Below are 18580 nucleotides of genomic sequence, written 5' to 3' on the forward strand. Positions count from 1 at the left end.
GTTCCGGCGTTCCTGCGGTGCTCCGTACCGCGGCGGGTTGCCCGAACGTTAACAGACGCCCCTGCCGCCGGGAATCCGCCCGCGCCGGCTGCGCGCCGACCGCCCGGGCCGGGCGTCGAGCAACCGCCATTGCCCCGGCGCCAGCCCGTCGAGCGCGTGCTCGCCGATCGCCATCCGCACCAGGCGCAGGGTGGGCAGCCCGACCGCCGCGGTCATGCGCCGCACCTGCCGGTTGCGGCCCTCGTGGATCTGCAGCCGCAGCCACGCGTCGGGCACGGTCAGGCGCCGGCGGATGGGGGGATCGCGGGGCCACAGCGCGGGCGGGTCGATGGCCTCGACCCGCGCCGGCCGGGTGGGTCCGTCGTTGAGCAGCACGCCCTCGCGCAGTGCCTGCAGCTGCGCGGGGGTCGGCATGCCTTCCACCTGCACCAGGTAGGTCTTGGGCAGTTTGTGGCGCGGATCGGTGATGCGGTGGGCGAGCGTGCCATCGTCGGTGAGCAGCAGCAGGCCCTCGCTGTCGTGGTCGAGCCGCCCGGCCGGATACACGTCCGGCGGCAGGCCGAACTCGGCCAGGGTGCGCCGCGGCGGGGTGCTGCGGTCGGTGAACTGGCACAGCACCCCGTACGGCTTGTTGAGCGCGACCAGCGCCACGCCGCGCTCAGTGCCCGTCGAGGACCAACGCGCGCACGCTGTAGTCGCCCAGGGTGTCCCCGCCGATCGGCAGCGAGTTGACCCGCACCGTGTAGTCGCCGCTGACCGGCGCGGTGACCACCACCGCGGCGTTGGTGGAAGCGTTCTCGTGGTCGTCGTTCTCGGCCAGCGGCTCGCCGTCGGGCTGGAACACCATCAGCACCGGGTCGAAGTCCGTGGAGCGGACCACGATCGCCACCAGCTGGCCCTGCTCCAGGCGCAGGTGGTAGTCGTGGCTGCGGCCGCCGCGGTCGCCGGGGCGGTCGCTGGATTCGAGCCGGGCCTGGCGGGTCTGGCCGGGTACCAGGACGTCGGCCGCGACGGCCGGCAGCGCCAGGGCGGCGAACAACAGGGCGAGGAGCGGTTTGCGCATGGAGGATCCTGTGAGGCGCGCGCATGGCGCGTGGCCGCGGTGCGCCGCGCGGCAACGGTCCCGGGGAGTTGCCCGGGAGGCATAGCTTAGAGGGATGCGGGGCGGATGGTGCGCCGGTCCGCGCGCGCGGTGCAGATGGGGGGCCGGAAGGCTCCTGGCAGGCGCCCCGCGCGCGCGGCGTGGTGCGGTCGAGGCGGCTATTCGCGCGCGGGCTTCACGAAGCGCAAGGTCATGCGGTCGCTCTCGCCGACGGCGCGGTACTTCTCCGCGTCGGCAGGATCGTGGCGCCCCACCGGGAACAGGGTCCACACGCCGTTGGGGTGGTCCTTGGTGTCGGCCGGGTTGGCGTTGACCTCGCTGGTCGCGTCGAGGCGGAAGCCGGCGGCCTCGGCCAGCGCGATCACCTGGTCCTGGCCGACGTAGCCGCTGCGGTCCTCCTCGGCCACGTCGGCCGCGGCGCGGTGTTCGACCACGCCCAGCACGCCGCCCTCGCGCAGCACTTCGAAGAAGCCTTCGAACATCCGGTGCGCCTGGCCGCTGCCGCGCCAGTTGTGCACGTTGCGGAAGGTCACCACCAGGTCGGCCGAGCCGGGCTCGCCGAACTTCGGCGCGGCCGGGTCGTAGGCGACCACGGCGGCACGGTCGAACTGCGCCGGCGCGCCGGCGAACAGGGCCTCCAGTTCGGCCCTGGCCCGCTGCGGGTAGTCGCGGCGGTCCTCGGGCAGCGCCTGCGGGTCGACCACCGCGGCGACGTAGCGGCCGTGTTCGCGCAGGTACGGCGCGAGGATCTCGGCGTACCAGCCGCCGCCGGGGGTGATCTCGACCACGGTCTGGTCGGGCTTGAGGCCGAAGAACGCGAGCGTCTGGGCCGGATGGCGGTACCGGTCGCGGGCGCGGTTGGCCTCGCTGCGCCAGTCGCCGGCAAGCACCGCTTCGAGCGCCGGATCGACGGCGGACGCGGTGGCCTGCGCGGCGGCGGCCGGCTCGGCCGCCAGCGCAGTGGACAGGGCGGGCGCCAGGGCCAGGGCGAGCAGGCCGGCGCGGAAGAGCGGGTGTCGGATCATGGTCTCGGGCCGCATCATGAAGGTGCGGCCGAGCCTAGCACGCCGCTGCGCCGGCGCGCGCATGCCCAGGGCGGCTACAGCGCCGCCAGCGCCTCGTTGAACAGCCGGCTCGGGCGCATCGCCGCCGACACCTTTTCCATGTCCGGGCGGTAGTAGCCGCCGATGTCCACCGGCCGGCCCTGCACGCCGTTGAGCTCGGCCACGATCCGCTCCTCGTTCTCCGACAGCACCTTGGCCAGCGGCGCGAACTTCGCCTTCAGGCCCGCATGCTCGTCCTGGGCGGCCAGCGCCTGGGCCCAGTACAGGGCGAGGTAGAAATGGCTGCCGCGGTTGTCGAGCCCGCCGATCCGGCGCGCCGGCGAGCGGTTCTCGTCGAGGATCCGGCCGTTGGCCTGGTCCAGCGCCTGGGCCAGCACCGGCGCGGCCGAGTTCAGCCAGCGCTGGCTGATGTGCTCGAGCGAGGCGCCCAGGGCCAGGAACTCGCCCAGCGAATCCCAGCGCAGGTAGTTCTCCTCGAGGAACTGCTGCACGTGCTTGGGCGCGCTGCCGCCGGCGCCGGTCTCGAACAGGCCGCCGCCGGCCATCAGCGGCACGATCGACAGCATCTTGGCGCTGGTGCCCAGCTCCATGATCGGGAACAGGTCGGTGAGGTAGTCGCGCAGCACGTTGCCGGTGACCGAGATGGTGTCCAGGCCCTTGCGGATGCGCTCGAGCGAGAACTTCATCGCCTCCACCGGCGGCAGGATGCGGATGTCGAGCGCGTCGAGGGTGTGCTCCTTGAGGTAGGTCTCGACCTTGGCGATCACCTGCGCGTCGTGCGCGCGCGCCGGATCGAGCCAGAACACCGCTGGCGTCTTGCTGATGTGGGCGCGGTCGACCGCGAGCTTGACCCAGTCGCGGATCGGCGCGTCCTTGGTCTGGCAGGCGCGCCAGATGTCGCCGGCCTCGACCGCATGCTCGAACACGGTCTCGCCCCTGGAATTGGTCACCCGGATCACGCCGTCGCCCGGCGCCTGGAAGGTCTTGTCGTGGCTGCCGTATTCCTCGGCCTTCTGCGCCATCAGGCCGACGTTGGGCACGCTGCCCATGGTGGCCGGGTCGAACGCGCCATTGGTCTTGCAGTCCTCGATCACCGCCTGGTAGATGCCGGCGTAGCAGCGATCGGGGATCACCGCCTTGGCGTCCTGCAGCTTGCCTTGCGCGTTCCACATGCCGCCCGAGTCGCGGATCATCGCCGGCATCGAGGCGTCGACGATCACGTCGCTGGGCACGTGCAGGTTGGTGATGCCCTTGTCGGAGTTGACCATCGCCAGCGCCGGGCGCTGCGCGTACAGCGCGGCGATGTCGGCCTCGATCGCCTCGCGGGTGGCCGCGGGCAGCGACTGGATCCGCGCGTACAGGTCGCCGATGCCGTTGTTCGGATTGAAGCCGGCCTCGGCCAGCGCCGCGGCGTGCTTCTCCAGCACCGGGCGGTAGAACTCCTCAACCACCACGCCGAACATGATCGGGTCGGAGACCTTCATCATGGTTGCCTTCAGGTGCAGCGAGAACAGCACGCCCTGCGCCTTCGCGTCCTCGATCTGGCGCGCCACGAACGCCGCCAGCGCCTTGCGCGACATGCGCGCGCCGTCGACGATCTCGCCGGCCTGCACCTTCAGCGAGTCCTTCAGCACCTTCGTGCTGCCGTCGTTGCCGTGGAAGGTGATCGACAGGACGTCGCCGGCCGGCATCGTCGCCGACCGCTCGCTGCCGTAGAAGTCGCCCTCGTCCATGTGCGCGACGTGCGACTTCGAATCGGGCGACCACTTGCCCATCCGGTGCGGGTGCTTGCGCGCGTAGTTCTTCACCGCCGCCGGCGCGCGGCGGTCGGAGTTGCCCTCGCGCAGCACCGGGTTCACCGCACTGCCCAGCGCCTTGCCGTAGCGCGCCCTGATGTCACGCTCGGCCTCGTCCTTCGGCTCGTCGGGATACTCGGGCAGCGGGTAGCCCTGCGCCTGCAGCTCGCGGATCGCGGCCTTGAGCTGCGGCACCGAGGCGCTGATGTTGGGCAGCTTGATGATGTTGGCTTCCGGGGTCTTGGCCAGTTCGCCCAGTTCGGCCAGGTCGTCGCCCACCGCGCGCTCGCCCAGCAGGTCCGGGAACTGGGCCAGGATCCGCCCCGACAGCGAAATGTCGCGCGTCTCCACCGCGATCCCCGCGGCGCCCGCGAACGCCTGCACGATCGGCAGCAGCGAGGCCGTGGCCAGGAACGGCGCCTCGTCGGTGAGGGTGTAGATGATCTTGGGGGTGTCGGACATGAAGGCGGGTTCCTGCGTGTCGAAAGGGCGGGGGCGCTGCAGCGCGGTCCGGGGGAAGCGACCGGCGGGGGACAGATCCCGCGCATTGTCGCGCGTCAGGGCGGGGCGGGCAAAGCAGCGCCCGTATGAGATCCATCGGGATGCGGGACGGCGCCGATGGCGACGAGCAATCGATCCGGAATGCGGCAGGCTCCCGCCGTGCTCGGCCAACAGGCGGGGTCCGGCGCGTGAAGCTTGACGTGCATCCCGGCGTCCGCGTTGGCCTTGCATTGGAGAACCATTTGGCGCCCCTGTTCGGCGCCCTCGGCATCCGCTGCAGCCGCGCGGCGGTCACGGAGCGACGCTCGAAGCCCGACTTCTTGTTTCCGGGTGCCACCCAGTACCGCGATCCTGCATTCGACCCACTCCGGCTGACGATGCTAGGCGTAAAGAGCACGTGCAAGGACCGCTGGCGCCAGATCCTTCCGGAGGCAGACCGGATCGGCACCAAGCATCTTCTGACGCTCGAAACCGGGATCAGCGAACACCAGACCGGTGAAATGCAGAGCCAGAGCGTGCAGCTCGTGCTGCCCCGGGTGTTGCACGAAACCTACAGCGTCGCCCAGCGTGGATGGCTGTGGGATGTGCGCGGCTTCACGAACCTTGTCCTGTCGCGTCAACAACCCTGACCCCCACGATTCCGGCAAGGCAACCAGGTTGGTCTGCGCAGACGTGAGGCGGACTGGTGCCCCTGCTCTGAATACATGCCGAGTTGGCATCCGATTCCAAACGATCGGGCGTGAGCAGGCGCCTTCCCGAAGCGCGGATCATTTGCTTCCTGCGTAAGGCCGAGGCCAGGCTGCACCGTCGGGGCGCCGTGCCAAAAACGCGGCACCAGCGACGCGTCGTACTAGCTGCAGGTGAAAGTTCAACGACAAACTTGCCAAGAGCGGAAGTTAATACGCTGCAGGCGCGCCGAAAACTAACGCCGGACAGACCAGTTGACTGTTCAACCGGCGACCTCATCCTCTTCTGTGGCGGTGGGATGCGCAACCCTCAACGGCACCCCCAGCCCTCTTGCGGCGCCCGCCGCCATGTAGACGTGCGCGCTTCTCTTCCTCGTCACCGCTGCAAGCAGCTTTACAACTGCGCGCTTATCCGCCGCGCTGCACGCCCGGAATCTTTGCAGCAACAGCATCTCCTCGGGGTCATCCACCATCATTCCTTCGGCCGCCGGCGTCCACTGATCGCCCAATTCGGCTGATCCCCGGCCGGTGGCGAGCCATTCGAACGATACATCTGTCACCATCGCAATATGTTGCAAACGCAAGCTGCTTGGGATCTTGGCCCCACACTCCCAGTTGGCCACCGCGCTGCGACCGACATTGAGCAGCGACGCCAGCTCCAGCTGGGAGTACTGCTTGCGCGTTCTAGCCCTGCGAATCCGTATCGCCAGCTCCATAAGCCCCCATCCTTATGTCACCGCCCTAGGCTGCCACCAATAGTGGCACAAGTTGTCTACTTTCGGTGGCGTGCGTTCCCAACTGCCTGAGCGCAACTGGGGTTCTTCCTGCTAAGCGCCACGGGAGGGCTCGTCCAAACGCCCCGACGGCTTGTCACCGCCGAACATCGGCAGTACATAGCCGATGGGGAACGACTGACCTCGACTCACGGCTGTTGCATCGCTCTGGGGCGGAGCGAGCGCAGCACGCAAGCCCCGACTTTCAACTTGCGACTCATTGAATGGACGGCCAGCCGGCGGGCTGACCACAGCGGAAGGACGAGATGAAGATCAGGCTGCTTTTCTTCGTGGTGACATGGTCCGTGGCTATGCTACTTCCACTTCCTGCTGACGCTGGCTATTTCGTGTGCCGAGCAGGCTCGTATGGCGCGGGGACGGTCGACGTGGGGGACCCGGAGCCAATCAGGGCAGGAGACACGGGTACATCGCGAGAAGGCGGCTCTTCACGACGAGCACCACCGCCTCTAACCTGTGAATTCGTTCGATACAGAGACGATCCCGGTTTGTCTGATCCTCGGATCATTCAGAACCATGGCGTTGCGATCGGAAACACAAATGCCGGATCAGCGAGCTGCGATGGATCTGGCCCGCTGGGTGCACCCAAAACCATGGGGAACCCGGTTGTACTGGCGACGGGCAACAAGGTCGAATCCGAGCTCGACTTTGCAACAAGCGGCCAAGCGTCGCTTCGCCTTGAGCGCACATACAACCACCTTTGGAAAGGCGCAGGACTCTTCGGCAAGCACTGGATCAGCAACTTCGACTACAAGTTGACGTTCGGCACCACGAATCTCGATGCATGTTATCCACGGCCCGGAAGCGGCACCTGTGCGATTGGCACAAGCCAGATCATCTACGCGTGGCGTCCGGACGGCAGGACAATCAAGTTTGTCCGCAACAGTACCGACGGAATCTTCTATGAGGACAAGCCGGCTCCGATTGCCACGATACAGAGGAGGGCCGACGGGACATTCATGCACGTGGCCGAGGACAGTACCGTCGAGATCTACACGGCGTCGGGCCATATCACCAGCGTCAAGAAGTACAACGTGGGCTGGGAGTACACCTACAGCGGAACCTGGCCCCAGCGCGTGACGCATACGTCCGGCCGGTACGTCCAGTTCACGTGGACGAATGGGCAGCTGACTGCCGTGCGCGATCCGGCCGGGAATCAGTACGGCTTCTCGTACCACGCAAACCAGTTCGGCACAGGGTTGCATCGGCTGGCGGCCAGTTCGCAGCCCGGATCACCGGCAACCACGATCACTTACCATTACGAGGATGCGCGACACCCAGGCGCCCTCACCGGCAAGTCATTCAACGGTGTCCGTTACTCCAAGTTCACCTACAGTGCGAATGGCTTGGCCACCAGTTCCGAGCACATGGGAGCTGAGAAGCACACTTTCGCATACACGCCTGGCCCGAACGGCCTGTCGCACACCCATGTTATTAATCCGCTCGGAAAGGCGACTACGTACACCTTCCGGCATGGGAAGCTGGAAGCCGTCACCGGAAACCCGACCACCTACTGCCCTGGAACCATGAGAAGCCTGGTCGAGTACGATGCCAACGGCTATCCGGCAATGGAGTCGGACTTCAACGGGAACCGGACATACTTCCGCTACAACGCCAAAGGCCAACTGCTTGAAAGGATCGACGGTGAAGGCACGGCGGATGCGCGGACGGTCAGGTACGAGTGGTGGGGCTTCGGCAAGATCATGACCGAGGAAGTGGTCGGAGTCTCCAAGACCACCTACCACTACGACGCCCTGCGACGCCCCTCACGTACAACCGTCCAGAACCTGTCAGGCAATGGCACCGTCAACCAGGTGCTTGAAACCTGGCATCACGTCACGGGCTACGACGTGGTACAGCCGAACGGCTCCCGCCTCGCGGGCCCACTGAGATCAGTGTCGAGCTACGGTCCCAGTACCACTTCCGCGCACGCGCGGACCGTCAACTACGATCAGCTCGGGAACCTGACGTCCATCCAGGAGTCGTCCGGAGCCGTCACAACCTACAGCAACCACAACGGCTTGGGCCAACCAGGGAAGATCACGGGGCCAAACGGCGAAGTTACGGAGTACACATATGACGCGCGCGGCCGGGTGATACGTGTGCGAACGCGCTTCAACGGCGTCGCCGCTGACACTCACTATGCGTACAACGGGCTTGGCCTGCCGAGTCGGGTGACTGCTCCCGACGGGCAGTCGGTTGCTTACCAGTACGACAGCGCGCACAGGGTAGTCGTTCAGTCAGAACGCGTCGGCACGCGACGGTATGCAATCAAGAGCTACGATTACGATGCGGCATCGAATGTGACTGCGGCATACACCGCAGAGAACGCTTACGTCCCGGGAACCGCGATTCGCGGCTACATCGATGGCGTGGTGGACGACGGTTCCGGAGGAAAATCTCTTCGTGGCTGGGCTTGCTCTTCATACATGGATGAATCGGTCAGCGTGCACCTGTATGCGGGTAACAGGGCAGGTAGTGGAGGAACCTACGTCGGAGCGTACACTGCGAATGTCGCCAGCGAGAGTGCGGTGGGCACGGCCTGTGATTCCAGAGGCAGTGCACACCGCTTCATGATTCCTTTGACCAATGCAGTTCAACAGCAGCATGGTGGAAAGGCAATCTATGTGCACGGGATCTCTCCCGTCGGCACCGGGAGCATGAACCTTCTGCTGACCAGGTCTGGAGTGTTCACCATCCCTGGCGGGTCGTCCGCCAACTCGGCCGCCGTGTCCTGCTTTGGACAGGCGTGCGCCGACGACGTAGACCTCGGGTTCGAAACGATGCACGACGTCGGAATCATGGCGGCGCCGCCGGGGACAATGACGCACCGGGCATTTGCCGATTACGATGAGTTGAATCGTGTCCGCGCACGTCGGGGCAACAACGGCCAGCTCGAAACCTACGTCTATGACCACAACAGCAACCTGACCAGCTTCAGTCGGGGCAGCTCAGGCGGGGTGCGGACGACGACATTCAGTTACGACGCATTGGACAGACTGGTCAGGAGCACCGCACCGGGGAATCGCGTCACCAGTTTCGTCTACGACAAAGCGGATCGAATCGTTCGCGTCACCGATCCAAGGGGCAGACAAACCAACTACACCTACGACGGATTCGGCCAGCTGTGGCGCCTTGTCAGTCCAGACACCGGCACCACCAACTTCCAGTATGACGCGCGTGGCCTGCGCACCCGAATGACTCGCCAGAATGGTGTCGCCACGAGCTACAGCTATGATGGCCTGGGGCGCATGACCAGTGCGACTGCCGGGGGACAAACACAGACCTTTGTCTATGACAGCTGCAGCAATGGGATAGGCCGCCTTTGTCGTGTGAATGATCCGACCGGCAGCGTAAGCTACACCTATACGCCACACGGGCAGCTCGCCAGCCAGGCCAGCACCTTGCCGGCGGGTGGTTCGGCCAGCTATGCGTACACGTACGATAACCTGGGCCGCCTGTCCGGCATTGGCTATCCGGGAGGCGTGGGAGTCGGCTACGGCTACGCCAGCGGCAGGCTCTCTGCAATGACGGTAACGATCGGCGGGGTTGCCCGTAACGTGGCCACCGGCATGCAGTACGAGCCATTCGGTTCGGTGAAGAGTTGGACGTGGGGTAATGGCTTGAGCCACGGGGCGATCTACGATCTGGACGGGCGGCTGACCGAACTCCACACGAAGAACGGCAGCGCCTTCCTGCAGAAGCTCAACTACACCTATACGCCGCACGACGAGATTGCCGCAATCAGCAACCACGCTAATCCGGCGTTGAACCAGACCTATAGTTACGATCCACAGTCGCGGTTGGTGTCGGTAATCGCGAGCGGAGCAAACCAGAGCTTCGCCTGGGATCCTAACGGCAACCGGACCAGTCACACCTGGGACGGTGCGATCGACAGCTACGTCACGCCGTCGGCCAGTAACCGGTTGAGCGCCATCACCGGTTCACGGGCAACCAGCTACACCTACGACGCAAACGGCAACACCCTGACGGGTGAAGGCTCGAGTTACACCTACAACTCGTTCAACCGGATGGCCACCGCGACCAAAGGGGGCGCCACCACGACCTACGCGATCAACGCACTCGGCCAGCGGGTGCACAAACGCACCGGAACCGGGCCCGATCACTGGTTCACCTACGGCCCAAGTGCCCAGATGCTGGGCGAGTATCGTGGTAGCTGGACGCACTACGTGTGGATGGGCGGGGTCCCCGTGGCGCGCGTGAAGGGCAACGAGCTTCTGATGATCCATAGCGATCATTTGGGGAGGCCCGAGATCGTGACCAACAGCGCGAAGGCCGTCGTCTGGCGCGCGAGCAACTATGCATTCGACCGGAAGGTGACTCTGGACGGCGTTGGGGGATTGAACCTCGGCTTTCCTGGACAATACTGGGATCAAGAGACTGGCCTCTGGTATAACCTCAACCGGACCTATAACCCGCGAACTGGACGGTACTTGGAAAGCGATCCGATCGGTTTGGCTGGCGGCCTGAATACATATGCCTATGTTGGAGGAAACCCAGTTAACTTCATCGATCCGCTGGGCCTGCTAGGGGGGCGCCCTGGTAGGCCTAGAAGTCAATGGAATAGATTCCAACAGCAGAATGGCGGAACCGGTTTGACCCAAGCTCAGATGCGGTGGATCTACAGGCAGCTGCAGCTTCAAGAAATCGGGAGAAATCGTGATCTCCTTGAAGCAGGTGAGAACGCACCGGAGCCGTGGGGCGGGGTGACAGTGCAAAGTTGTGACGCATATTTTTGTAACGTGGAGGTTATGCAGTGCGCCTGCCCTGAGTCGAATTATTGTCCAAATCCGTCAAATCCGCCGCGGCAGGAGAGCTGTCCCTGCAGCCCAGTACAAGTTCGAGTGATTTCACCTCCCAGCTAAGGTGATCTGCGTGAAACTAGATATCGCTTACCGAGCATGCGTTGTCGCTCTCCTGATCGGCCAGTTGCTCTGGTTTCTCTTTCCGTGGGCGAGCCTGTACGGTGAACAGTCTGTAGCTGCATTGCTCTTCTATGGAGCGGATTCCATACTGGGGGAGCAGGCATTGAATGTAGCCAGCCATTTCATCTTTGCGCTGTACTTAGTGACTTATGCTGGCATGTACTTTTTCATGCGGTGGGCGCGTAACTTCCTTCTAGTTTTGTTGCTGTTGGGAGGGCTCTGGATTCCCGTGAATGGGATTGCCGTTCAATCCGGATATGAGGCAATGCTCGGCTATTTTCTGACTCTCGGGGACGGCTTTCTTATTGGCATTTCCTTTTTCTCAAGGGTAAGCCAGGGATTCTCTAGATCATGAACCAGGTGATGCTCATATTGCTTGCTCTTGGTTGGGTGGTCAGTCTGATCCTTATGGTCAGGCTTTTACGAAGCGGCAAGGGGGTTGCCGAAAAAATTGGAGGATGTGCGCTGCTTCTTGTGCCATTTTTTGGCCCCCTTCTGTATCAGTTCGTAGTTGATCCCCCGCCCGCGAAACATCCGTTGCTGCAAGCTCGTGGTCCCAGAGGGGAATACGCGCACAAGTGGATCGCCGTTCGGCCTGTTCTGGAAGACGGCCTGAAGCAAAAAGGCGAGCCTGAGGAAGCGGCCAAAGGCGAGCTTGATGGCGGCGGCTCACGGGGATCGTAGGTCCTGGGTATATGCCTATGTTTGCGGAAATCCGATTAGCTTGATTGATCTGTAATCCCAGACGTGTCTGCCGTGACGCCCCAAGCTCTCACGCGTTGGCGCCAGCGGCTGGGTGAGGCGGGGAAGAGCTGCTGACGCAAACCATTGCGGCGGCGCGGGTGATGAAGGCAGTCGATGCGCGGGAGCTGTCGAGGGTGGCCGTGGACACGACGGTGCAGGAGAAGGCGGTTTCCCACCAGACCGACAGCCGGCTGCTGGAAGTGGCACGCAGGAAGCTGGTACTGCTGAGCCGTCGTAAGGGATGATGAGCCGACTGCTTGAAGACTGCACCATGGCGGCGCGTCGTATGCCGTGCATGCGGGGATGAGCCGGACTGACCATGACCGGAATGAGCCGCCTTGCCGCCTAGGATGCGCAGGCTAGGGATGTGTTCCGCGCGCATGCGAGGAAGAGCTGGCACCGGTCGGTTCTTGCAGCGTCGATTGAAGTGTGTGCGGCAGCCCGCGCGCGCAGCCGTGCCATCACTTCGTCGTCAAGATGCTGGATGGTCAACGTGGACATGGAGCCCTCCGGCATGGCACCTCGAACGATCGTATTCCAATCCCTGTGCAGCGTCCGGGGCCGCCGACGCGATGCCTATTGCGGTTTGCCGGGGGAAAGGCCACGTGCAACGACGGAACCAAGGTCGAAGCTGGTCCGCAGCATGAGTGCGAAGGAATGGCCGGCGCGCGCAGTAGGAAAAAGCGCGGCTTTCGCCGCGCCTTCCGGATGCGCGATGCGATCCGCGTCACCGCACCTCGAACTCGCTGCTGCTGATCACGTTGCCATCCTGGCTGATCTCGACCTGGTAGCGGCCGGTCGGCCAGCCGTCGGGGTTGCTGACGTGGAAGTGGGTGACCTGGGCGCCGGCGGCGACGTCCTTGTGTTCTTCGGTCACCACCTGGTCGCTGTCCAGGTGGGTCCAGCGCGCGGTCAGGCGGCGGGCCTCGCCGTCGGTTTCCACCGAGGCATGGATGGTGTCGCCGCTGGAGAAGGCGTTGACCGGGGTGGCGATGCGGTTGTCGGCGCCGATCGCGTTGCCCAGGGTGAGGGGCGCGGTGCTGGAGGCCGGCGCCAGCACCGGTGCCGGCACGGTGGTGGCGGGCTGGGTGGCGGTGGGCGGCGGCACGACGGGGTCGGGCTCTTCCCTGCGGCAGCCGGCAAGCGCGGCGACGGCGACGACGGTAACCAGCAGGGCCTGGACGGAACGGTTCTGGCGCATGGGATGTCCTCTTCGATGGGCGTGGGCGCGGTCAGGCCGCGGAGGGCGGCGGACCCTGGCCTTCGCCGTCTTCCTCGATCTCCGGCAGGGTGATCACCTGGCCGGGAAAGATGCGGTCGGGGTTGTCGAGCGTGGCGCGGTTGGCTTTGAAGATCTGCTGCCAGTAGCTGGCCTTGCCGTAGACGCGCCTGGCGATCGCCGAGAGCGTGTCGCCCTTTTCGATGGTGTAGCTGCGCGCGCCGATGCTGCCGGCGCCGCCCTGGCCGGCGGGCACGCTGTCGGCGCCGCTGACCACGTTGGAAAAATCCGGGCGCCCGCCCTGCAGCGGTGCCTTGCCGTCATCCGCGGGCTGGCTGCTGGCGCCGCTCTGGACCCGCGAGAAATCGGGTTTTCGTTCGTTGTTCATCGCGCTGCGCTCCCGTGGCAGGTGCGGCACGACGTTGGCATGGGCGACGTTAAGGGCGCATCGCGATGGCGGCGGCCGGTCCGGCTATTGCCGGTGTTCGCGTCGCGGCGCCGGCGGGGTGGAGCCCGGCGTGGCGCGCCAGGGGTTGATGTCCAGCCCGCCGCGCCGGGTGTAGCGCGCTTCCACCGACAGCCATCGCGGCGCGCACCGCGCCATCAGGTCGATGAACACCTGTTCCACGCACTGTTCGTGGAAGCCGGCGTGTTCGCGGTAGGACACCAGGTAGCGCAGCAGCGCGGCGCGGTCGATGCGCGGGCCGCGGTAGGCGATGTCGATCGTGGCCCAGTCGGGCTGGCCGGTGACCGGGCAGTTGGACTTGAGCAGGTGGCTGCGCAGCACCTCGTCGGCCTGGTCGCCGGGATCGGCGCGGAGCAGGCCGGGGTCGGGCGGGCCGTAGCGGTCGATGTCCACCTCCAGCGCGTCGATGCAGGCCGCGCCGTCGTCGCCGCCCATCGGCGGCAGGCCGAAGTCCACCGCCACCGGGCCGCCGGTCGCGCGCGACAGGTCGTCGGCGATGCGCCGGCGCACGGCTTCCGGCGCCTCGAACCGCTCGGCGTTGAGCGAGTTCAGGTAGAGCTTGAGCGACTTCGACTCCACCAGGTGCGGGGTAGAGGCGGGGACGCGCAGGGTGGCGGTGGCGACCTGCGGCTTGCCGCGCGCGTCCAGCCACGACAGCTCGTAGGCATGCCAGCGGTCGTGGCCGGCGAACGGCAGCGCGTCGCCGAGGCCCAGCGCCGCGCGCGCCGGGGCGCGCGCGATCGGGAACAGCAGCGCCGGATCGTAACGGCGCGGATAGGCGACCTCGCGGCCGAGCAGCGAATCTTCCGGCGTGGACATCGCGCCATTCTAGGCGCGCGCGGCCGCGCCTGCTCAGCCGCCGGTCGCCCCATGCAGGTAGTCCAGCGACACCTGCAGCATCGCCCGCAGGCCCACGTCCAGCGCTTCCTCGTCGAGGAAGAACTCCGGCGAATGGTTGCTCGGCGCGGTGGCCGGGTCGACGCCGCGCGGGGTGGCACCGACGAAGAAGAACAGACCGGGCACCTCGCGGGCGAAGAACGAGAAGTCCTCCGCGCCGGTGATCAGGCCCGGGTCGAGGACGTTGCCCTCGCCGACCGCCTGCGCGAGGCTGGGTCGCATCCGCGCCGCCAGCGCCGGGTCGTTCACGGTCACCGGGTAGTTGTGGTCGATCGGGATCCGCGCTTCCACCGTCGCCCCGTGCGCGGCGGCCACGTGTTCGGCGACGTTGCGCAGGTCGGCGAAGACCGCCTCGCGCATGCCGTCGTCGAAGGTGCGGATGGTGCCGATCAGCTCCACCTGGTCGGGGATGATGTTGTGGCGGATGCCGCCCTTGACCGCGCCGAAGGTCACCACTGCCGGCAGCCGGGTGATGTCGGTGCGGCGGCTGACGATGGTCTGCGCGGTCGACACCAGGTCGGCGGCGGCGACGACCGGATCGACGCCGTTCCACGGCCGCGAGCCGTGCGTCTGCCGGCCCTTGACCGTGATCTCGAACGCGTCGGACGCGGCCATCAGCGGGCCCGGGCGCACCGCGATGCGGCCGACGTTGTAGCCGGAGCTCACGTGCAGCCCGAACACGGCGTCGGGCCGGAAGCCGTCGAATACGCCCTGGGCCAGCATCTCCTGCGCGCCGCCCACTTCGCCTTCCGGCGCGCCTTCCTCCGCCGGCTGGAAGATGAAGAGCACCTCGCCCGGAAGCTCGTCCCGCATCGCCGCCAGCGCCTCGGCCACCCCCATCAGGATCGCCACGTGCGCGTCGTGGCCGCAGGCGTGCATCACGCCCACGGTCTGGCCGCGGAAGGTGGCGGTGGCCTTGGAGGCGAACGGCAGGTCCACGCGCTCGGTGACCGGCAGCGCGTCCATGTCGGCGCGCAGCGCGATCCGGGGGCCGGGCCGCCCGCCCTTGAGCACCGCGGTGACGCCGGTGGTGGCGATGCCGGTCCTGGGCTCGAGCCCGAGCGATCGCAGGTGCGCGGCGACCAGCGCGGCGGTGCGCGTCTCGCGGTTGCCCAGCTCCGGGTGCTGGTGGATGTCGCGGCGCCATTCCACCACCCTGGCCTGCAGCGCCTGCGCCGCCTGCGCCACTTCCGGGCGCTGCTGCGCGGCGGCGGCCGACGGCAGGCAGGCGGCGATCAGGCAGGCGAGGGCGGTCGGCAGCAGGCGCGGATGCATCGGCGGTCTCCGGACAAGGACGTCCCGGGATGCTAACCGACCGCACGATGCGTAGACTCCGCGACTCCCGCGCGCCTTGCGCCCCCCACACCCTCTCCCGATGCACGAACTTGCCCTGCAGCTGCTGGCGTGGCTGTTCCTGGCCGCGCTGCTGGCCGGCTTCATCGACGCGATCGCCGGCGGCGGCGGCATGGTCACGATCCCGGCGATGCTGCTGGCCGGGATCCCGCCGCTGCAGGTGCTGGGCACCAACAAGCTGCAGGCGGTGTTCGGTTCGGGCGCGGCCAGCTGGAGCTACGCCCGCGCCGGCCACGTCGACCTGCGCGGGCAATGGCCGATGGCGCTGGGCGCGGCGCTCGGGGCGGTGGGCGGCGCGCTGCTGGCCACCGCGATGCCCACCGACTGGCTGCGCGCGGTGCTGCCACTGCTGCTGGTGGCGATCGCGCTGTACTTCGGCGTCAAGCGCGACGTGGGCGAACTCGAACGCCACCGCCGGATCAGCCCGCTGCTGTTCGGGCTGCTGTTCGTGCCGGCGATCGGCTTCTACGACGGCGTGTTCGGCCCCGGCACCGGCTCGTTCCTGATGCTGGGCTTCGTCAGCCTGGCCGGCTTCGGCATCCTCAAGGCCACCGCCCACACCAAGTTCCTCAACTTCGGCTCCAACGTCGGCGCGCTGCTGGTGTTCGTGGCCGCCGGCGCGGTGTTGTGGAAGGTCGGCCTGGTGATGGGCGCGGGCCAGTGGATCGGCGCGCGGCTGGGGGCGCGCTTCGCGATGCGCCGCGGCGCGCGGGTGATCCGGCCGCTGCTGGTGGTGGTGTCGATCGCGCTGGCGCTGCGCCTGCTCGCCGACCCGGCGCATCCGCTGCGCCAGTGGGCGGGCGGGTAGGCCTCAGCCGCCCTCGAGGAAATCCACGGTCGCCTGCAGCAGCGCGCGCACGCCGAGCGCGAGCGCCGATTCGTCCGGCGCGTACAGCGGCGAGTGGTTCATCGGGGCCTCCTCCAGCGGCGTGCCGCGCGGCGTGGTGCCGACGAAGAAGTAGAAGCCCGGCACCTCGTTGGCGAACACCGAGAAGTCCTCGGCGATGGTGTAGCGCGGCACCTCGACCACGTTGCCGGCGCCGGCGGCCTTCGCCAGCGAGGGGCGCAGGCGCTCGAACAGGGCCGGATCGTTGCGGGTCGACGGTGCGTTGCCGGCGACCTCGAGCTGCGCGGTCGCGCCGCTGGCCGCGGCGAAGTGGGTGGCGGTGGCGCGGAAACGTTCGATCACGTCCTCGCGCACCTGCGGGTCGAAGGTGCGCAGGGTGCCGACCATCGTGGCCTGGTCGGGGATGATGTTGAAGCGCGTGCCGCCCTGGATCTGGCCGGCGGTGAGCACCACCGGATGCGCGGTGATGTCGACCTGGCGGGCGATGATCGCCTGCGTGCCCAGCAGCACCTGCGCCGCCACCGTGAGCGGATCGACCCCCGCCCAGGGCTGCGAGCCGTGGGTCTGGCGGCCGCTGATGGTCAGGGTCCACTCGTCGGCGCTGGCCATGAACGGGCCGCTGCGCACGCCCAGCTGGCCGGCGTGCAGCCGCGACCACACGTGCAGGCCCAGCACCGCGTCGGGCCGGAAGTCGTCCCAGATCCCTTCGTCCAGCATGCGCTGCGCGCCGGCCACCTCGCCGGCCACCGGCGGCCCTTCCTCGGCGGGCTGGAAGATGAACATCACCTCGCCCGGCAGTTCCTCGCGCATGCCGGCCAGGGCCTGCGCCACGCCCATCAGGATCGCCACGTGCATGTCGTGGCCGCAGGCGTGCATCACCCCGACCGGCTGCCCGCGGTATTCGCCGCGCACGGTCGAGGCATACGGCAGGCCGGTGGCCTCGGTGACCGGCAGCGCGTCCATGTCGGCGCGCAGGGCGATGCGCGGTCCCGGCCGGCCGCCCTTGAGCACCGCCACCACCCCGGTCGGGCCGATCCTGGTGCGTGGCTCCAGCCCCAGCGCGCGCAGGTGGTCGGCGACGACCTGCGCGGTGCGCGTCTCCCGGTTGCCCAGTTCCGGATGCCGGTGCAGGTCGCGACGCCACTCCACGACTTGCGCCTGCACCCCGCGCGCGGCCGCATCGAGATCCGGCAAGCCGTCGGCCAGGCCGGGAACCGGCAGCAGGGCGAGCGCGAGCAGGGCGATGGCGGGACGACGCATGGCGGACTCCTCCGGACGGATCCCGCATCGTATGCGACCCGGGAGGCCGGGGCGCCGCGTCCGAGGCCACGCCCCCGCGGCGGCAGCGCGCCCGCTAGGGAAAGTTGCTCGCCGCCGAACCGCCGCCGCCTCCGATGGGCAGCCGCGCCCCGCCGCCGTCGCCATCGCCCGACGGCTCCGGGAGCGGCGTGGGTGGCGGCTCGCCGCGCCAGCGCCGGGTGGCGCGCTGGAAGAACAGGCTGTTGGGCACCCGCAGCAGGCTCTCCCCGCCCCCCGCGTGGGTCTCGGCCAGGGTCACGTAGACCAGGTTCATGTCCACCACCCGCCCGCGCAGGCCCGGCTTGTCGCCACTGTCCACCAGCTCGATGTGGTCGAGCAGCCGGAACGGCCGCGTCACCAGGATCAGCAGCGCGCAGAACACGTTGGTCAGCACGCTCCACAGCGCGAAGAACGCGACCGCCGCCACCGTCGCGAACCCGGTGAACGCCCCCCACAGCACCCCGCCCGAGACCCCCAGCGCGCGCAGCACCAGCAGCAGCGCCGCGAAACTCACCACGAAGCTCAGCGTGCGCCGGGCGACGATCACGATCTGCGCCGGCAGGTCGTAGCGCCCGGCCAGGCGCCGGACCAGATGCAGCAGCAGCCAGCGCAGCAGCAAGGCCCCGAGCGCCACCACGACCACCTGCAACAGCACGGTGATCCCGCCCAGCCACTCCTGCAGCGACGGCGGCAGCAGCCGGCTCAGCGCCATGCCACCCACCTCGGGCCGCGGCGGTGCTCGCCTCGCTGGGAATGCGCGCTCATGGAGGTCCACGCCCGGGCGGAGGGCCGGGTCGAAGCGGCGCCAGCTTGCACCAGCCCGGCGCGGGCGGGCAAGCGCAAACACAAGCAAAATTATCTTCTGAACA

The 18580-nt window shown here is 67.4% G+C and carries 16 protein-coding genes and 2 pseudogenes; 6 read left to right on the forward strand and 12 right to left on the reverse strand.

Annotated features, from left to right (window positions below):
- Window positions 1–48: 48 nt before the first annotated feature.
- From FQY79_RS10475 to FQY79_RS10490, 4 genes are all read right to left on the reverse strand, one after another.
- Window positions 49–645 (reverse strand): pseudouridine synthase, encoded by a 597-nt coding sequence (locus FQY79_RS10475; protein ID WP_146312998.1) that lies wholly within the window; start codon window positions 643–645, stop codon window positions 49–51.
- A gap of 13 nt (window positions 646–658) precedes the next feature.
- Window positions 659–1063 (reverse strand): PPC domain-containing protein, encoded by a 405-nt coding sequence (locus FQY79_RS10480; RefSeq protein WP_146312872.1) that lies wholly within the window; start codon window positions 1061–1063, stop codon window positions 659–661.
- Between the two features lie 197 nt (window positions 1064–1260).
- Window positions 1261–2127 carry a class I SAM-dependent methyltransferase gene (locus tag FQY79_RS10485; RefSeq protein WP_146312873.1) on the reverse strand — a complete coding sequence of 289 codons (867 nt, stop codon included), beginning with the start codon at window positions 2125–2127 and terminating at the stop codon, window positions 1261–1263.
- Between the two features lie 74 nt (window positions 2128–2201).
- Window positions 2202–4424 (reverse strand): NADP-dependent isocitrate dehydrogenase, encoded by a 2223-nt coding sequence (locus tag FQY79_RS10490; protein WP_146312874.1) that lies wholly within the window; start codon window positions 4422–4424, stop codon window positions 2202–2204.
- Window positions 4425–4651: 227 nt separating this feature from the next.
- On the opposite strand from FQY79_RS10490, the gene FQY79_RS10495 reads away from it, so the two are divergent.
- On the forward strand, window positions 4652–5092 hold the full coding sequence (locus FQY79_RS10495) for a type II restriction endonuclease (RefSeq protein WP_222434277.1): 441 nt from the start codon (window positions 4652–4654) through the stop codon (window positions 5090–5092).
- Window positions 5093–5412: 320 nt separating this feature from the next.
- Here FQY79_RS10495 and FQY79_RS10500 read toward each other — a convergent pair whose 3' ends face one another.
- Window positions 5413–5865, reverse strand: coding sequence for a helix-turn-helix domain-containing protein (locus tag FQY79_RS10500; protein WP_146312876.1), 453 nt, complete (start codon window positions 5863–5865; stop codon window positions 5413–5415).
- A 668-nt stretch (window positions 5866–6533) separates the two neighbouring features.
- Here FQY79_RS10500 and FQY79_RS10505 point away from each other — a divergent pair.
- The 4 genes and pseudogenes from FQY79_RS10505 to FQY79_RS10520 all read left to right on the forward strand — a co-directional run.
- Complete coding sequence (locus tag FQY79_RS10505) at window positions 6534–10826, forward strand: RHS repeat-associated core domain-containing protein (RefSeq protein WP_186759949.1); 4293 nt, start codon at window positions 6534–6536, stop codon at window positions 10824–10826.
- Between the two features lie 10 nt (window positions 10827–10836).
- The gene (locus tag FQY79_RS10510) at window positions 10837–11241 is read left to right on the forward strand and encodes a hypothetical protein (protein WP_146312878.1); all 405 of its coding nucleotides are present in this window, start codon (window positions 10837–10839) and stop codon (window positions 11239–11241) included.
- On the forward strand, window positions 11238–11570 hold the full coding sequence (locus tag FQY79_RS10515) for a hypothetical protein (protein ID WP_146312879.1): 333 nt from the start codon (window positions 11238–11240) through the stop codon (window positions 11568–11570). The genes FQY79_RS10510 and FQY79_RS10515 overlap by 4 nt, the downstream gene beginning before the upstream one ends.
- Before the next feature lie 58 nt (window positions 11571–11628).
- A pseudogene (locus tag FQY79_RS10520) lies at window positions 11629–11872 on the forward strand (IS5/IS1182 family transposase); the annotation flags it as partial.
- Between the two features lie 103 nt (window positions 11873–11975).
- Here FQY79_RS10520 and FQY79_RS15895 read toward each other — a convergent pair.
- The 5 genes from FQY79_RS15895 to FQY79_RS10540 form a co-directional block, all read right to left on the reverse strand.
- Window positions 11976–12146: a FitA-like ribbon-helix-helix domain-containing protein gene (locus FQY79_RS15895; protein ID WP_425463205.1), complete on the reverse strand. Its 171-nt coding sequence runs from the start codon at window positions 12144–12146 to the stop codon at window positions 11976–11978.
- Window positions 12147–12357: 211 nt separating this feature from the next.
- Window positions 12358–12831, reverse strand: coding sequence for a hypothetical protein (locus FQY79_RS10525; protein ID WP_146312880.1), 474 nt, complete (start codon window positions 12829–12831; stop codon window positions 12358–12360).
- A 31-nt stretch (window positions 12832–12862) separates the two neighbouring features.
- Complete coding sequence (locus tag FQY79_RS10530) at window positions 12863–13237, reverse strand: LysM peptidoglycan-binding domain-containing protein (protein ID WP_146312881.1); 375 nt, start codon at window positions 13235–13237, stop codon at window positions 12863–12865.
- Window positions 13238–13321: 84 nt separating this feature from the next.
- A complete protein-coding gene (gene queF / locus FQY79_RS10535; protein WP_146312882.1) occupies window positions 13322–14134 on the reverse strand; it encodes an NADPH-dependent 7-cyano-7-deazaguanine reductase QueF in 813 nt (270 codons plus the stop codon).
- 33 nt (window positions 14135–14167) lie between these two features.
- A complete protein-coding gene (locus tag FQY79_RS10540) occupies window positions 14168–15487 on the reverse strand; it encodes an amidohydrolase (protein WP_146312883.1) in 1320 nt (439 codons plus the stop codon).
- Window positions 15488–15587: 100 nt separating this feature from the next.
- Here FQY79_RS10540 and FQY79_RS10545 point away from each other — a divergent pair, with 100 nt between their 5' ends.
- The gene (locus FQY79_RS10545) at window positions 15588–16373 is read left to right on the forward strand and encodes a TSUP family transporter (RefSeq protein WP_146312884.1); all 786 of its coding nucleotides are present in this window, start codon (window positions 15588–15590) and stop codon (window positions 16371–16373) included.
- Between the two features lie 3 nt (window positions 16374–16376).
- Here FQY79_RS10545 and FQY79_RS10550 read toward each other — a convergent pair whose 3' ends face one another.
- Both FQY79_RS10550 and FQY79_RS10555 read right to left on the reverse strand, forming a co-directional pair.
- Window positions 16377–17672, reverse strand: a complete 1296-nt coding sequence (locus tag FQY79_RS10550) for an amidohydrolase (protein WP_146312885.1) — start codon at window positions 17670–17672, stop codon at window positions 16377–16379.
- A gap of 205 nt (window positions 17673–17877) precedes the next feature.
- Window positions 17878–18423, reverse strand: a pseudogene (locus tag FQY79_RS10555) (mechanosensitive ion channel domain-containing protein); the annotation flags it as partial.
- Window positions 18424–18580: the final 157 nt, after the last annotated feature.

The sequence above is a fragment of the Luteimonas wenzhouensis genome, assembly GCF_007859305.1.
Taxonomy (GTDB): domain Bacteria; phylum Pseudomonadota; class Gammaproteobacteria; order Xanthomonadales; family Xanthomonadaceae; genus Luteimonas; species Luteimonas wenzhouensis.

Bases quoted from the DNA above. Each gene is read 5' to 3' on its own strand.
- FQY79_RS10480 (WP_146312872.1), bottom strand. From the start codon at position 1,063: ATGCGCAAACCGCTCCTCGCCCTGTTGTTCGCCGCCCTGGCGCTGCCG.
- FQY79_RS10485 (WP_146312873.1), bottom strand. From the start codon at position 2,127: ATGATCCGACACCCGCTCTTCCGCGCCGGCCTGCTCGCCCTGGCCCTG.
- FQY79_RS10490 (WP_146312874.1), bottom strand. From the start codon at position 4,424: ATGTCCGACACCCCCAAGATCATCTACACCCTCACCGACGAGGCGCCG.
- FQY79_RS10500 (WP_146312876.1), bottom strand. From the start codon at position 5,865: ATGGAGCTGGCGATACGGATTCGCAGGGCTAGAACGCGCAAGCAGTAC.
- FQY79_RS10505 (WP_186759949.1), top strand. From the start codon at position 6,534: ATGGGGAACCCGGTTGTACTGGCGACGGGCAACAAGGTCGAATCCGAG.
- FQY79_RS10515 (WP_146312879.1), top strand. From the start codon at position 11,238: ATGAACCAGGTGATGCTCATATTGCTTGCTCTTGGTTGGGTGGTCAGT.
- FQY79_RS15895 (WP_425463205.1), bottom strand. From the start codon at position 12,146: ATGCCGGAGGGCTCCATGTCCACGTTGACCATCCAGCATCTTGACGAC.
- FQY79_RS10525 (WP_146312880.1), bottom strand. From the start codon at position 12,831: ATGCGCCAGAACCGTTCCGTCCAGGCCCTGCTGGTTACCGTCGTCGCC.
- FQY79_RS10530 (WP_146312881.1), bottom strand. From the start codon at position 13,237: ATGAACAACGAACGAAAACCCGATTTCTCGCGGGTCCAGAGCGGCGCC.
- queF (WP_146312882.1), bottom strand. From the start codon at position 14,134: ATGTCCACGCCGGAAGATTCGCTGCTCGGCCGCGAGGTCGCCTATCCG.
- FQY79_RS10540 (WP_146312883.1), bottom strand. From the start codon at position 15,487: ATGCATCCGCGCCTGCTGCCGACCGCCCTCGCCTGCCTGATCGCCGCC.
- FQY79_RS10545 (WP_146312884.1), top strand. From the start codon at position 15,588: ATGCACGAACTTGCCCTGCAGCTGCTGGCGTGGCTGTTCCTGGCCGCG.
- FQY79_RS10550 (WP_146312885.1), bottom strand. From the start codon at position 17,672: ATGCGTCGTCCCGCCATCGCCCTGCTCGCGCTCGCCCTGCTGCCGGTT.